This is a genomic window from Bacillus sp. TH17 (genome assembly GCF_016651125.1).
Taxonomy (GTDB): Bacteria; Bacillota; Bacilli; order Bacillales; family Bacillaceae_G; genus Bacillus_A; species Bacillus_A mycoides.
In genome coordinates, this window is the sequence record NZ_JAEKEN010000001.1 from 973,715 (window position 1) to 988,480 (window position 14,766).

14 protein-coding genes are annotated in these 14,766 nt (G+C 34.0%); 12 read left to right on the forward strand and 2 right to left on the reverse strand.

Going from position 1 to position 14,766, the window contains the following annotated elements; all coding sequences use genetic code 11:
- The 7 genes from phnX to cbpA all read left to right on the forward strand — a co-directional run bounded on the left by phnX (position 1) and on the right by cbpA (position 8,239).
- Positions 1-795 (forward strand): phosphonoacetaldehyde hydrolase, encoded by a 795-nt coding sequence (gene phnX / locus JFT95_RS04840; protein WP_088038995.1) that lies wholly within the window; start codon positions 1-3, stop codon positions 793-795.
- Positions 796-811: 16 nt separating this feature from the next.
- Complete coding sequence (gene phnW, locus JFT95_RS04845; protein WP_088038997.1) at positions 812-1,909, forward strand: 2-aminoethylphosphonate--pyruvate transaminase; 1,098 nt, start codon at positions 812-814, stop codon at positions 1,907-1,909.
- Positions 1,906-3,090, forward strand: coding sequence for a saccharopine dehydrogenase family protein (locus JFT95_RS04850; protein WP_201051623.1), 1,185 nt, complete (start codon positions 1,906-1,908; stop codon positions 3,088-3,090). The genes phnW and JFT95_RS04850 overlap by 4 nt, the downstream gene beginning before the upstream one ends.
- 40 nt (positions 3,091-3,130) lie before the next feature.
- Positions 3,131-3,913: a DeoR/GlpR family DNA-binding transcription regulator gene (locus tag JFT95_RS04855; protein WP_002030497.1), complete on the forward strand. Its 783-nt coding sequence runs from the start codon at positions 3,131-3,133 to the stop codon at positions 3,911-3,913.
- A gap of 422 nt (positions 3,914-4,335) precedes the next feature.
- The gene (locus tag JFT95_RS04860; protein ID WP_201053589.1) at positions 4,336-6,609 is read left to right on the forward strand and encodes an NEAT domain-containing leucine-rich repeat protein; all 2,274 of its coding nucleotides are present in this window, start codon (positions 4,336-4,338) and stop codon (positions 6,607-6,609) included.
- Between the two features lie 249 nt (positions 6,610-6,858).
- The gene (locus tag JFT95_RS04865; protein ID WP_002011549.1) at positions 6,859-7,488 is read left to right on the forward strand and encodes a class II aldolase/adducin family protein; all 630 of its coding nucleotides are present in this window, start codon (positions 6,859-6,861) and stop codon (positions 7,486-7,488) included.
- 127 nt (positions 7,489-7,615) lie between these two features.
- The gene (cbpA, locus tag JFT95_RS04870) at positions 7,616-8,239 is read left to right on the forward strand and encodes a cyclic di-AMP binding protein CbpA (protein ID WP_002140932.1); all 624 of its coding nucleotides are present in this window, start codon (positions 7,616-7,618) and stop codon (positions 8,237-8,239) included.
- 67 nt (positions 8,240-8,306) lie between these two features.
- Here cbpA and JFT95_RS04875 read toward each other — a convergent pair whose 3' ends face one another.
- Positions 8,307-9,077 (reverse strand): divergent polysaccharide deacetylase family protein, encoded by a 771-nt coding sequence (locus JFT95_RS04875; RefSeq protein WP_002011545.1) that lies wholly within the window; start codon positions 9,075-9,077, stop codon positions 8,307-8,309.
- Between the two features lie 489 nt (positions 9,078-9,566).
- On the opposite strand from JFT95_RS04875, the gene JFT95_RS04880 reads away from it, so the two are divergent.
- A complete protein-coding gene (locus JFT95_RS04880; protein WP_088039002.1) occupies positions 9,567-9,848 on the forward strand; it encodes an aspartyl-phosphate phosphatase Spo0E family protein in 282 nt (93 codons plus the stop codon).
- A gap of 29 nt (positions 9,849-9,877) precedes the next feature.
- On the opposite strand, the gene JFT95_RS04885 is transcribed toward JFT95_RS04880, so the two are convergent.
- A complete protein-coding gene (locus JFT95_RS04885; protein ID WP_088039004.1) occupies positions 9,878-11,374 on the reverse strand; it encodes a DUF3149 domain-containing protein in 1,497 nt (498 codons plus the stop codon).
- Positions 11,375-11,567: 193 nt separating this feature from the next.
- Between JFT95_RS04885 and JFT95_RS04890 the strand changes: the two genes are divergently transcribed.
- From JFT95_RS04890 to JFT95_RS29455, 4 genes are all read left to right on the forward strand, one after another.
- A complete protein-coding gene (locus tag JFT95_RS04890) occupies positions 11,568-12,014 on the forward strand; it encodes a MarR family winged helix-turn-helix transcriptional regulator (protein ID WP_002011538.1) in 447 nt (148 codons plus the stop codon).
- A 160-nt stretch (positions 12,015-12,174) separates the two neighbouring features.
- Entirely contained in the window at positions 12,175-13,869 is a 1,695-nt protein-coding gene (locus JFT95_RS04895; RefSeq protein ID WP_002011536.1) for a M3 family oligoendopeptidase, read from the forward strand.
- 138 nt (positions 13,870-14,007) lie between these two features.
- Positions 14,008-14,541, forward strand: a complete 534-nt coding sequence (locus JFT95_RS04900; RefSeq protein ID WP_201051624.1) for a DinB family protein — start codon at positions 14,008-14,010, stop codon at positions 14,539-14,541.
- Between the two features lie 105 nt (positions 14,542-14,646).
- Positions 14,647-14,763, forward strand: coding sequence for a DUF6254 family protein (locus JFT95_RS29455; protein WP_000038354.1), 117 nt, complete (start codon positions 14,647-14,649; stop codon positions 14,761-14,763).
- Positions 14,764-14,766: the final 3 nt, after the last annotated feature.

The following is a 14,766-nucleotide window of genomic DNA, read 5'->3' on the forward strand; positions in this document are numbered from 1 at the left end:
ATGAAAATTGAAGCAGTTATTTTTGATTGGGCAGGTACGACAGTTGATTACGGATGTTTTGCACCATTAGAAGTATTCATGAAAATTTTTCATAAACGCGGTGTTGAAATTACAGCAGAAGAAGCTCGCAAACCAATGGGGTTATTGAAGATTGATCATGTTAGGGTATTAACGGAAATGCCCCGTATTTCGAATGAGTGGAAGCGTGTCTTCGGACAATTACCAACAGAAGAAGATATTCATGAGATGTATGAAGAGTTTGAAAAAATTCTCTTTGCTATTTTACCGTACTATGCCACGCCAATTGATGGGGTAAAAGAAGTGGTTTCTTCACTACGTGAAAGAGGTATTAAAATTGGATCAACAACTGGTTATACGAGAGAAATGATGGACATTGTTGCAAAAGAAGCAGAAATACAAGGGTATAAACCTGATTTTCTTGTGACGCCAAATGATGTTCCAGCAGGTCGTCCATATCCGTGGATGTGTTATAAAAATGCGATGGAACTCTGTGTATACCCAATGAATCATATGATAAAAATTGGAGACACCGTGTCAGATATGAAAGAGGGTAGAAATGCTGGAATGTGGACAGTTGGTGTAATCCTCGGTAGTAGTGAGCTCGGTTTAACGGAAGAGGAAGTTGAGAATATGGATCCGTTAGATCTTCGTGAAAAAATAGAAGTAGTTCGTAATCGTTTCGTTGAAAATGGGGCTCATTTTACAATTGAAACGATGCAGGAGCTCGAAAACGTAATTGAACATATCGAGAAACAAGAACTTATTATTTCATAAAGGGGGGCACACGATCATGAATGAAAATCACTATTTATTATTAACACCAGGACCATTAACGACAACAAAAACTGTAAAAGAAGTTATGTTATACGATTGGTGTACGTGGGATGTTGAATATAACACTATGGTGCAAGATGTAAGAAATAGGCTTGTATCGTTAGCGACAAAGGAAGAAGAAAAGTACACAACAGTTTTAATGCAGGGAAGCGGTACGTTTGCGGTTGAAGCAGTAATTGGTTCTGTTATTCCTAGAAACGGAAAGCTGCTAGTTTGTACAAATGGTGCGTATGGTAAGCGGATTGTACAAATGGCAGAGATGTTACATATAGATGTGGTGGTCAGTCAAACAGAAGAGTGGGAGCCTACTAATATTGTAGAAGTAGAACAGTTATTACAACAAGATAAAGAGATTACGCATATTGTAGTTGTTCATTGTGAAACAACTACAGGTATTATTAATCCAATTGTAGACGTATGTAAATTGGGAAAAAAATATGGAAAAGTTACACTGGTTGACGCAATGAGTAGTTTCGGTGGTATTGAAATAGATATCGCTGAGTTGCAAATTGACTTTCTAATTAGTAGTGCGAATAAATGTATTCAAGGTGTTCCCGGATTCGGTTTTGTCATCGCAAATCGTGATGAACTATTGAAATGTAAAGGGCAAGCTCGTTCTTTATCATTAGATTTATATGATCAGTGGGAAACGATGGAAGAGCAAAATGGGAAATGGCGCTTTACTTCACCTACACATGTTGTACATGCTTTTTATCAGGCATTGCTTGAATTAGAAGAAGAAGGCGGGGTAAGAGCCCGTTACAATCGATATTATAGCAATCAAAAACTACTAGTGCACAAAATGAAAGAAATGGGCTTTAAGCCATTAGTAGATGAAAAATATCAATCTCCTATTATTACATCTTTCATTTATCCAGAAGCAGGATTTGAATTTTTGCAGCTATATAATGAATTAAAGCGATATGGATTTGTTATTTATCCAGGTAAAATTTCGAAAGTAGATACGTTCCGCATTGGAAATATCGGTGATGTACATGAAGACGATATTATTCGCTTAGTTGATAGTATTGCTAAAGGGGTTGTTATAGGGTGAAAGTATTTTGCTTAGGTGGAGCAGGTAAAATTTGTCGTGAAGCAATTTTAGATTTAGTTCAATTTTCATCTTTTGAGACGATTATGGTAGCCGATTTTAATGAAGAGGAAGGCCGAAAAGTAGTAGAGTGGTTAAATGATCCTCGTGTTGATTTTGTGAAAGTCGATGTGACAAATCATGAGGATACGGTCGCAAAAATGAAGGGCTATAACATTGTAATGGATGGTACGACGATAAAGTTAAATGGATTGTCTACTCGCTGTATCGCAGATGCCGGTTGTCACGGTGTGAACTTAAATGGATTTGGTGAAGAAAATGAATCCCACTCTAAATTTGTTCAACATGGAACAACATGTTTACCTGGGTTTGGTATGACACCAGGTGTAACGCAAATGATGGCCATGTATGCAGCAAATCAGTTAGATACTGTAGAGTCAGTTCGAGTAAGTCATGGCTCGTATCGTCCAATTGCTTTTTCTGCATCAATTACAGAGACAACGACATATGAATATGATCCACATTTGCCGACGCGTACAGTGTATGAGGAAGGTGAATTTAAGCAAGTACCTCCGTTTGCGCGCCCGAGAGAAATTGAATTACCAGCACCTTACGGAAAAACAATGCAGTATATAATCCCGCATTCAGAAACGATTACGTTAGCGAAGGCACTGGAAGATAAAGGTGTACAACTTATTGAAACAAGAGGAACTTGGCCAGAGCAAAATATGCAGCTCGTTCGTGCTTTATATGATTATGGTATATTGCGTAATGATCAAATTGAAATAAACGGTAAAGAAATTGGTATTATGGATTGTATTTCGAAGTATCTATTAAAATCGAAAGAAGGACAAGCAACAGAGCTTTATGGTTATGCACTTCATGTAGAAGTAGTAGGTATGAAAAATAATCAAGAACAAAGGCATGTGTTATACCATACGCATCCGCTATCTGACGGTTCTGTAGTAGGTTGGGAGAAATTAAGGGCCTATACAAGAAATGTTGGTATCCCATTTGGAATCGCTACAGAGTTAATTGCAAAAGGAGTAGTTAATAAAGTCGGTGTTATTACTCCTGAAGAAGCTTTCGAAAATCCACAAATTATTTTTGACGAACTAGAAAAGCGCGGTATTTATATTCATGAAGAGATTTCTACTTACAAAGAAAATTATAACTTTGTATAAGTAAGACAGTTTATGAGGTAGATATAAATGGGGTGAGGCTATGTCTGTAGTAGGTGAAGAGAGAAAGAGGACAATTCTTGAGAAGGTAGAGTTTAAAGGAAAAGTAAAAGTTTCAGAATTAGCGAGAGAGTTCGCAGTATCAACAGAGACGATTCGTCGGTATTTAGAAGAATTAGATCGTGAAAAAAAATTGAAGAAAGTGTACGGTGGAGCCGTTCAACTTCCGGGAGCTGGGATAGAGGCACCGATGTTAGAACGAGAGATGCTGCATATAGAAGAGAAGAAAAGAATTGGGTATAAAGCAGCAACGTTTGTGGAAGATGGAGATGTTATTGCGATTGATGATGGAAGTACACCACTTCAAATGGTGCCATATCTTGTTCATCGTAAAAATTTAACGATTGTAACAAGTTCATTTCCAGTAGCAACACAATTAATTTCTTCTATTAATAAAAAGATGTTTCACGGTGAAGTTTTATTTATAGGCGGGAAAGTATCTCCAAAACATTCACGTGTGTCGGGGTCTATTTCACAGCAAGTAATTCATCAATTTCATTTTCATAAAGCATTCGTTTCGATTGATGGGTTGTTGCAAGGTTTTGGGGTTTCTAGCTTTGAATTAGAAAAGGCGAAACTGTCAGAAGCGATGATGAAATTAGCTGAGAAAACGTATATTTTATGCGATCATACAAAGGTAGGCGTAAAAGGGAACTACCGAATAGCAGGATTTTCTCGTATTCAACATATTATTTGTGATAAGAAAATGCCCTATAGTTTTGAAGAAGAAGTCAAAAAGCATAATATTCAATGGACAGTTTGCTAAATGAATTGAATACGTTTAGACTCCCACCTAATTTTTAGGTGGGAGTTTTACTATCAGCAAGTAAAAAAATAAAAGCTTTGTATTTATGCAAAAAGTGGACACATTTTCTCATCTCGTTCATATAATTTACCAATACAAAAAAAGTTGGTCGAAGGAAAGAAGGGAAAGTATGTCGGAACGGATATATAATAAACTTGTATTGTATGCAAACATTTTGCAAAAAATTGGTGTTATTAATGAAAAAGAAAAAAGTGAAATCCTTCATACGATAGGCAAAAAAGCCCTTTGAGTAAAGGGTTTTTTATTTTTTATCTATGGAAATATAAACTTAATGTAATATTCTTGTTGACAATGATAATGATATTCATTATCATTTATTATGTTAGCAATTGATAGTGATTATCAATTGAAATATATATAAGATAAGGGGATATTATTTTGAAAAAAGTTATATTAAAGCTCTAGTAGTAGCAACAACATTAGCTATTCCATTTACTGCGTATTCTACTCCAGCGTTAGCAGCAATAAAAATTGAAGCAAACCAGTCGGTAGCAGCAGCCAGTGATCGCACGTATGATACTGAGATTAAAATATATAAGGATCAAAAAGATGAGCCATCTATGGTTTCTCAGTACATAAAAAATCCTAAAGTAGCAATTGAAGATGGGAAAAAAATCGTTACTGTAACAATACAAGATAGCGATTATTTTCAATATCTTAGAATAGAAGATAGAAATCAACCTGGTGTATTTCATGATGTGAAAGTTCTGTCAGAAGATAAAAGAAAAAATGGAACGAAAGTAGTCCAATTTGAAATTGGCGAATTTGAGCAGAAGCACAATATGCAAATGCATATATTTATTCCGGCTATTGGATATGATCACAAATATCAAGTTCAATTTGAAATTAAAGATCCAACTGTAGGTGAAAAAGAAACAGAGAAACCAGATGATAACTCTAATTCAGGCAATACGGAAACAGATAATCCAGTTGATAATCAAAATATGATAACAGATAACAAATTAAGAGAACTTGTTAATAAAAAAGTATTTAATAGAAAAGATTTAAATACACCAATTACGAAAGAAGAGTTATTACAAGTAAAGGACTTGTTTTTAAACACGAATGAGATTCTGGATTATAGTGCATTAAAATATATGCCAAATTTAAAATCTTTAACAGTTGCGAATGCGAAGATAACAGATCCGTCGTTCTTTGCGAATTTAAAGCAATTAAATCATTTAGCTTTGCGTGGTAATGAATTTTCAGATGTAACACCACTTGTTAAGATGGAAAATTTAGAATCTCTTGATTTGAGTAATAATAAAATTACAAACGTTGCACCACTAATTGAAATGAAAAATGTAAAAAGTTTATATCTATCAGGCAACCAAATAGAAGATGTAACAGCATTAGCGAAAATGGAACAACTAGATTACTTGAATTTAGCAAATAATAAAATTACGGATGTTGCTCCATTAAGCGCATTGAAAAATGTAACATACTTAACTTTAGCAGGTAATCAAATTGAAGATATTAAACCGTTATATTCATTACCTTTAAAGGACTTAGTATTAACGCGTAATAAGGTTAAAGATTTATCGGGTATTGATCAAATGAATCAATTAAATAAATTATTTATCGGTAAAAATCAAATTGAAGATGTGACACCACTTGCTAAAATGACTCAGCTTACAGAATTAGATTTACCTAATAATGAGTTAAAGGAGATTACTCCATTATCAAATCTAGTAAACTTACAAAAACTTGATTTAGAAGCAAATTATATTTCAGACTTATCGCCAGTTAGTAAGTTGAATAAGTTAGTATATTTAAGTTTTGTTGCAAATGAAATAAGCGATGTTAGACCAGTAATAGAACTAAGTAAGAAAGCTTATATTAATGTCCAAAACCAAAAAGTCTTTTTAGAGGATACAGAAGTAAATAAAGAAGTAAAAGTACCTATATACGAAAAAGACGGCGAGGTATCTACAAAAATTCGTCTGAAGAGTGATGGTGGTACGTATAGTAACGATGTAGTTAAGTGGAGTACACCAGGTGAGAAAGTATATGAATTTGGTGTGAAAGATCCATTTGCGGATACAGGAATCTTCTTCACAGGGTCTGTTATTCAAAATGTTGTAAATGAAAAAGTAGCGGAAGAAGTAATTGAATTTAAAGATGTGCCAAAGGGTCATTGGTCAGAAGAAGCAATTAACTATTTAGCGAAAGAAAAGTTATTTATAGGCTATGGAAATGGGCAATTTGGATTTGGTGACAACATTACTCGCGGGCAAGTAGCACTTCTAATACAAAGGTATTTAAAATTAGACACTGATTTAGAACAAAAAACGATGTTTACAGATACGAAAGGAAATATGTATGAAAAGGCTATTGATGCAGTGGTACAAGCTGGAATTATGACAGGATACGGTAATGATAAGTTCCGTCCAGATGGAGTATTAACTCGTTATGAAATGGCAGTGGTATTACAAAGAGTATTCCAGTTAAAGGAAAATGAAAATAGTGTAGAGAGCTTTAAAGATGTGCCATCTGGTCATTGGGCGGAAGGATATGTGAAAGCTTTAGTGGATAATAAAGTATCAAAAGGTGACGGCAAAGGTAATTTTTCAGGTGATGATTTCGTAACACGTGAACAATACGCACAATTTTTATATAACGCAATAATTAAATAACAAATGAGAAAAATACGTTATTCTTTAATAAGAAGAATAACGTATTTTTTATATGTACAAAATCAAGTGCTAAATAGACAGGAGTGTTTACATGTAATAGGCCTATTTTTCCGATAGGTGCTGAAACCATATTGACAAAAAGGCATTCTCGTGTGATAATTCAATTAAATTTTTAGAATAATCAAAAAATACTCCTTTTATATAGAAAGGATTTGAATATTATATTAATATTACGCCGGGGGTGACGAAATGTTATTTTTTCTGAAAAAATGGAACGAATTAAAAGATGTGAAAGCAGAATTGGCACTTCGCGATTGGTTTTATGGTACGAAAATTAGTTTATCGATGTGTACGTCAAAAGAGCCATTAACATTTTTAGTGAATGTAGAGGGAAGAGATAAAGGGGTATTTTCTGAAGAAGATTTTATTGTCGTAAATTGCATGTGTGAGCCAGTATTTGAAAACGAAGAAAAACCAGCTATAGAGTCATTTATGCATGCGGATATTTATAAAAAAAGTAGTGCAGAATGCATTTTACAAGTACAGACTGTAGATAGTCATTTAATGTCAGAGCTATATGGGAAAGAAGGAGAAGTAACATTCGAAAAACGTAGTGTGGAACGTGTTTTTGGAAAAGACGGTATTACAGAAATGACAATTCCAATTGTAGAAGATGAAAAGAAATTCGCTAATTTATTAGAAAATAATGTTCCGAATTTTATTGAAGGTGGAGGAGTAGTCCTTGTTCATAATTACGGAATGATCGTGTGGGGGAAAACTCCAGAAGAAGCGAAAAAATGGTTGGAAGGTATAGAGTATTTAATGAACTATCACGTAAAGCTTTTAATGATAAAAGGGGCAAAAAGTTCTGTTATATAAAGATGTATTCACAGAGATTACCATCCCTTAAAAAAATGAAAGCGTTTTAAAAAGAAATTTCACTCATAAAATATAGGTCTCCTTATTATATATAGATTACATGTTGACATGTAAGGAGGAACATATTTTGCGAGTTAAATATCATTTTCTGCCAAAACAGCAGGTGACATTTTGCAAAACGAATGATTCTGGTGAAAAGGCGTTACAAATTATGAATGAAACGGGATTTCGCGCAATCCCTGTATTAGCAGAAAATGAGAAGGAATTCACGGGGATTATTTATAAAGTAGATCTTTTAGAAAAGAAGTGTAATAGCAGATTAGAGGATGTAAGTACAGAAGATGTACTGGAAAATCCAAATTCGTTTATTTTTGAAAAGGATTCTTTTTTTAGAGCTTTTTACGTTATTCGTCGTCTCCCGTTTTTAGCGGTTTTAAATGAGTATAATGAATTTGTCGGCATTTTAACACACTCTAATGTATTTGATGTTATTGAGGATTCGTTCGGTATGCGGACGGGTGGTTATATATTAACAATTGCAACACAAGATTGTAAGGGAACAATTAAAGAGCTTGGGACATTATTAAAAGCATATAATATCGGTGGACTGTTTACGCTTGATAACGGTGATCAATATATTCGCCGTGTTATCGTAAATATATCGGATGAGTTAAATGAAAAAAAATTAAAGCAATTAATTGAAAAGATAGAGAAAAAGGGATTTAGGGTGAGTCATGTAGATTATATTTAAGTTGAAAAGGAAAGGTACCTATCTGCTATGTGTAGATAGGTATCTTTTTTAGTACGAGAAATGAATTTTATTTTGAAACAGAAGGTGGAGATAATGCTAAATCAGATAAAAAAATAAAGTCTGCATGCTCACGAATTTTAGGAATAGAAGTTTCGATAATACGTGATGTAATTTCACCTGGAGCCCCAACGTGTCCGATAGCTACCATAATGGGTTTGTCTTGGATTTTTTTTATGAGTAATTGTGCTTGTTTTGAAATGTGACTTACCGTATATACATCATCAAAAAATAATTGGTTTTCAATAATAGGAACGCCTAATTCTTTACCGATTTTTGGGACAACACTATTAGGGTTTGTTTTACTATCTAAATAAAATAAACCGTGCTTTTTACAGGCAGAAAGTATAAGACGTACAATCCTTTCATCAGCGGTTACTTTTGATCCCATATGATTGTTCATTCCTATTGCATGAGGTATTTCTTGAATTGCTTGTTCGAGTCGGTTGTTTATTTCTTCATCGCTTAAATCGGTTGTAATCGCTTTTGGTCCAAGCCACTCTTTTTTTCCTCTAATTGGTTCCATTGGCATATGTATAATAACTTCATGCCCTTTTTTATGGGCAGCTATTGCATCTTGTTTAGTAGAAGGAAGAAATGGCATAACAGCAACAGTGAGTGGAATAGGAAGTGATAACATCTTATCTGTGCCTTTCATATTATTGCCGAAATCATCGATGACAATAGCAACTTTATTCGTATGAGCGTTTGCTTGAATAGGAAAGAGGAAGAATGGTATGAACAGGGTGAAGATGAGAACTGTAATAGTATATTTGCGCATATAAATATTTCCTTTCTATTTTATCCCGCTATTTGCGGACAGTAAGACTCCCACCTCAAAATTTGGCTGGAGTAAAGAAGTTAGGTGGAAAATCCACTGCCCGTAAACGCCCGATTGGTGAAGGCTAATAATTAGTGGGGGATGGACAAAACCCCCACTGATTAAAGTTCACTTTATCAATCATCATTATGTTTTGCGTTTTTACATAAATTAAACAAAAAATGTCGAAGAAAAGTACATTGAAAATAGAGAATCCACTGTTTACTGAGTATTTACAAAAAAGAAGATGAAAAAAATGTCTATTATTGCGAATGTATTTACAAAGATAGAATAATTTGTAATAATTCTCAAAGTGAGGGTAAAGATTTGTAAATTACAGGGGAAAAATGTTAAATTTTCTGATTCTTCAATTTTAAATAGAATTAAGTGTTTAAAGGGCTAAAGTAGATGAGGCGTTGAGAGTATGGAAGAAAAATAAGGGGGATATGGATGTTTACTGTAAAAAGGAAGTACACATTAGAAAAGCTTTCGCATGATATTCATATGAAACGTGAAGAAATGATTCATTTAGGATTAACAAGTGGGTTAAATAGTATGGAGACAATTCAAGTTAGTCAAGAATTGGACAAGCTTATCGTACAGTATCAGCGTTACAAAGAAAAACAAACACCGAAATGGTTTTCAATTATAAAGGTTCCTATTTTTCAAATTGAGTATGAAGGGAAATCAAACAATTTTTGGAGAATGTTTGTAGCTAGTTTTATGAAATAAGTATAATTATCCTTTTAGGATAAGGATAATTATACTATGTGTAATGGAATCTCTATATGAACTGTCGTTCCTTTGTTTTCTTTACTATCAATAAATATATGCCCATTGTACATCTCTACAATTCGTTTACATATAACAAGCCCAAGACCTGTTCCAGTATCTTTATTAGTAAAGAACGGATGAAAGAGGTGTTTTTGAATATGTTTAGGAATCCCTTTTCCAGTATCAATAATTTGCAAGTGTGCGTGTTTTTCGTTGTTTGTTACTACAATGGTTAATGAATCACCAGAAGCCATGGCTTCAATTGCATTTTTTGTAATGTTTAAAACCACTTGTTTCATATGGTCTTTTGAGCAACGTATATGAACAGGGTGGTCTGGCAAATGTAAATGAAATACAATGTTATGTAGATTCGATTCAGATTGGATAATTAATGCTACCTCATTAAGAATCGTTCTTACATCATATGTTTGTTCAATGATGGCAGTTGGTTTTCCAAGAATAAGAAATTCGCTTACAATTTCATTAATCCGCTCTATTTCTTGCTCGATTACGGAAAAGTAGAACTGATCCTGTTCATCTTTATATTTCTCTTTTAACAGAGAAACGAGTCCTTTAATTCCAGTAAGAGGGTTACGGATTTCATGAGCTGTACTAGCTGCAAAAGTTCCAACCAATTCAATTTTTTGTAGTTCATTTTGTTGTCTTTCTAGTTTTGTTTGACGTTTTAATAACATATATTGAGCAAGTAAAAATAAAATAGACATTAAAAATAAAGTAGCTATACACTCTATTGAAACTAACTGGTATAAGGTTTGTTGATGAATAGGTAACGGAGAAACAGAGACTTTCCAATTTAATCTTTGGAGTGGGGTAGTAAGCATGTTAGAATGCCCATCGCTTGTTTCGTTATTATCATCGGTTAGAAAAACTACATCATGTTTATCAGTCACTTCGAAATGATATTGTGGTTTAATAGCATTTAAAGAGGCTGAAATGTAGTCAAAGCGTAAACTTGCTAATAATAAGCCTGAGAGTTCCTTTTGTCTATTAAATATTGGAGACGCAATCATAATAGCTTGATGTCCAAGAACGCGATCTGTAATAACTGATGATACAGTTGTTTTCTTAGATTGCAACGCATCTTGGATGTATTGGCGGTCAGAAACGTCAATAGGCGGCGAATCGCCTTGGGATGCGAGTGTAATCATCCCATCTGTCGTAGCGTAATATAGACCGGAAAAACGTTCATCATTTCCATCGGTATCATGTACAATCTGTTTAATCCCATTGATGTTTCCAGTTTCGGTCCCTACGACTTTTGCGAGCATTTCTAAGGCAGATATAGCTTCACCAAGGTGATGGTCTAAATAGTCTCTATATAAAAAGAGAACAGTGTGAGCAGATAGTTTGTTTGCCTGTTTCATTTGATAAGTGTGATATGAAAAAAATGTGGCACCAATCCCTATCGTTGGCAGTATAACAAGCAGTATGTAAAAAACTATGCTTTGTAATTTGACTTTCAAATTTGGTACTCCTTCTTTTTTATTATCATTATATATAAACTATGTTAAAATTGTCATGTTTTTATTCAAGAATCATTTGCATTACATTAGGGAAAGGAAAAGGAATGAGTGAATATTCATTCGGAAGTTGTAATGAAGTGCTACGTTGCTTTTCTTTTTGTTGCGGAGAATTTAAGTGAAGGGTTGAAATGGTATGACATCAAATAATGAGCGAGAAGACATTTCTCAATCTTTAAAAGTATTTATTGCATTATCCCGTGTACATCGTTCTGTTATGGATACTACAAATAAATCCATACAAAGTAACGGATTAAATCCAACTGAGTTTGCTGTATTAGAATTACTATATCATAAAGGAGGCCAACCACTTCAGCAAATCGGTGAGCGTATTTTAATAGCTAGTGGCAGCATTACATACGTTGTAGATAAGCTAGAGAAAAAAGGGCTTGTAAAACGAATTCCATGTCCAAATGATAGGCGTGTTATTTATGCACAATTAACGGAGTCTGGAGAGAGCTTTATTGCTTCTATTTTTCCAGGTCATGAGCAAGTTATATATCAGTCTTTTGAAATGTTAACGAAGGATGAGAAGGATGAATTACTCGAGCTATTGAAAAAAATTGGAAAGTATGAAAAATGATGATATGTTCCAAAGGAGCTTTGGATAAAGAAATCCAAGGCTTTTTTGTGTGCATGTATTTATGACATCATCTACCGCATTTTGCTGAAGAATAAGAGGAGATTTGTAAGTAAGAATTGAATTATAATAATGATGCATATAATGGAGAGGGGGCTCGTTCATGTCATTTAAAGACTATGAATATAAACGGCCAAATATTGAAGAATTAAAAGGGAAATTTACTGTTGCTTTAGAGAAGTTTGATAACGCAAAAACTGTAGAAGAACAAAAACAAGTTATCAATTCAATTAACGAAATTCGTAATGACTTTGGTACAATGGGGAACCTTTGTTACATTCGTCATTCTGTTGATACGACAGATGCCTTTTATAAGGATGAGCAGGATTTCTTTGATGAATTCTCTCCAGTTGTACAAGGGTATGGTACAAAGTATTATAATGCGTTAATTCATTCTCCATTCCGCGAAGAATTAGAAGCGTATTATGGAAAGCAATTATTTGCTCTAGCTGAATGTGATTTAAAAACATATTCAGATGAAGTAGTGAAAGATTTACAATTAGAGAATAAATTGTCTTCGCAATATACACAGTTATTAGCATCTGCAAAGATTGACTTTGCAGGAGAAGAAAGAACGTTATCGCAACTTATTCCGTTTATGCAAGGAAAAGAAAGAAGTGAACGCAAAGCAGCAAGTGAAGCATACTACGGATTTTTAGCTGAGAACGAGGAAGAGTTAGATCGTATTTATGATGAGCTTGTTAAAGTGAGAACGAAAATCGCAAAAACACTTGGTTTTAAAAACTTTGTTGAATTAGGATATGCAAGAATGTATCGTACAGATTATAATGCTGAAATGGTAGCGAACTATCGTCAGCAAGTATTAGATTATATCGTTCCAGTTGCAACCGAGTTAAGAAATAGACAAAAAGCACGCATTGGTGTAGAAAAGCTCGCTTATTATGATGAAAACTTTGAGTTTGCTACAGGTAATCCAACTCCAAAAGGCGATGCCGATTGGATTATTAATCACGGGAAAACGATGTATAAAGAATTATCAGCTGAAACAGATGAGTTTTTTAATTTCATGCTCGATAATGATTTATTAGATTTAGTTGCGAAAAAAGGAAAAGCTGGTGGTGGATATTGTACATATATCGAGAATTATAAAGCGCCATTCATCTTCTCAAACTTTAATGGAACGTCTGGGGACATTGATGTATTAACACATGAAGCTGGTCATGCTTTCCAAGTATATGAAAGTCGTAAGTATGAAATTCCAGAATATAATTGGCCAACATATGAAGCATGTGAAATCCATTCAATGAGTATGGAATTCTTTACATGGCCATGGATGAAGTTATTCTTTGAAGAAGATGCGGATAAATATTATTTCTCACACTTAAGTTCAGCACTTCTATTTTTACCGTACGGTGTATCTGTAGATGAATATCAACATTATGTATATGAAAATCCAGAAGCATCGCCAGCAGAACGTAAGTCAGCATGGCGTAACATAGAGAAGAAGTATTTACCACATCGTGATTATGAAGATAATGATTATTTAGAGCGTGGTGGTTTCTGGCAACGTCAAGGTCATATTTATAGCTCACCTTTCTATTATATTGACTACACGTTAGCTCAAATTTGTGCACTGCAATTTTGGAAACGTGCAAGAGATAATAGACAAGAGGCTTGGGAAGATTATGTGAATCTTTGTCAACAAGGTGGAAGTAAATCATTCTTAGAATTAGTAGAAGTTGCAAATTTAACATCACCATTCGCTGAAGGGTGTGTAAAAAGTGTAATTACAGAAATTGAAGCGTGGTTACGTGCTGTTGACGACACAAAATTGTAAAAAACATACACTTTTTTCCTATGTTTAACATCGACATAATAGAAAAATGATGAGATAATAAAAGAAAATTCAGAATTATTTTAGGGGTGTTTCTAATGAGGAGCGCCCCTTTTCACCAACAAAAGGGGGGAAAGCACTATGCTTCAATCTAATATGGATGTTAGTTTAGAAACTTTAGTCCACTCATTACAGTCTACACGAAGCACGCTGTTATCAGAAATTGAAATGTTAAATGATACGGAGGTGAATGTAAAGCCACGCCGTGATAAATGGAGTATTATTCAAATTTTGCATCATTTGCATTTAGTTGAACAGTTTGTCACATCTGCTCTTGTATATGCTTTGCAAAAAAAAGAAAGAAAACTTGCTCCATTTAAAGACCTCCAACTTACGCTTGATCGCACACATAAAAGGGAAGCTCCTCAACAAATGAAACCAACAGAAACATTAATGAAAAAACTGCAAGGAATTCAATTACTAGAACATTCACGACAAGAATTATTACATGCCCTTCATAGTGTAATAGATGAAAAAGAATTATTTGAAAATGGATTAAAACATCCTATTTTTAATGATTTGAATTTATATCAATGGGTTCAATTTCTAGATTTACACGAACAAAGACATCTTACACAGCTAAAAGAAGCGAAACATGCAATTTTACAGCGTTAAAATGAAAGAAGTGGGGAACCGCTTCTTTTCTTTTTTACTCATGCATAGTTTTCTTTCTCATTTTGGAATACTACATGGAGAAAAGAAAAGAAGGAGTTGAAAAGCATGTCAAAGAAAAAGAGAGAAGAAGAGCGCGCCTGGAAAGCTCGGAAAGAAAATCAAAAGCCGCATGGGAAAGTGAAAGCTTTTGCAGAATTAGTTGAAGGAACAGAAAAAACGTGATGA

Excerpts from the sequence above, each read along its gene's own strand:
- phnX (WP_088038995.1), top strand. The coding sequence starts at position 1 with ATGAAAATTGAAGCAGTTATTTTTGATTGGGCAGGTACGACAGTTGAT.
- phnW (WP_088038997.1), top strand. The coding sequence starts at position 812 with ATGAATGAAAATCACTATTTATTATTAACACCAGGACCATTAACGACA.
- JFT95_RS04855 (WP_002030497.1), top strand. The coding sequence starts at position 3,131 with ATGTCTGTAGTAGGTGAAGAGAGAAAGAGGACAATTCTTGAGAAGGTA.
- JFT95_RS04865 (WP_002011549.1), top strand. The coding sequence starts at position 6,859 with ATGTTATTTTTTCTGAAAAAATGGAACGAATTAAAAGATGTGAAAGCA.
- JFT95_RS04875 (WP_002011545.1), bottom strand. The coding sequence starts at position 9,077 with ATGCGCAAATATACTATTACAGTTCTCATCTTCACCCTGTTCATACCA.
- JFT95_RS04880 (WP_088039002.1), top strand. The coding sequence starts at position 9,567 with ATGTTTACTGTAAAAAGGAAGTACACATTAGAAAAGCTTTCGCATGAT.
- JFT95_RS04890 (WP_002011538.1), top strand. The coding sequence starts at position 11,568 with ATGACATCAAATAATGAGCGAGAAGACATTTCTCAATCTTTAAAAGTA.
- JFT95_RS04895 (WP_002011536.1), top strand. The coding sequence starts at position 12,175 with ATGTCATTTAAAGACTATGAATATAAACGGCCAAATATTGAAGAATTA.
- JFT95_RS04900 (WP_201051624.1), top strand. The coding sequence starts at position 14,008 with ATGCTTCAATCTAATATGGATGTTAGTTTAGAAACTTTAGTCCACTCA.
- JFT95_RS29455 (WP_000038354.1), top strand. The coding sequence starts at position 14,647 with ATGTCAAAGAAAAAGAGAGAAGAAGAGCGCGCCTGGAAAGCTCGGAAA.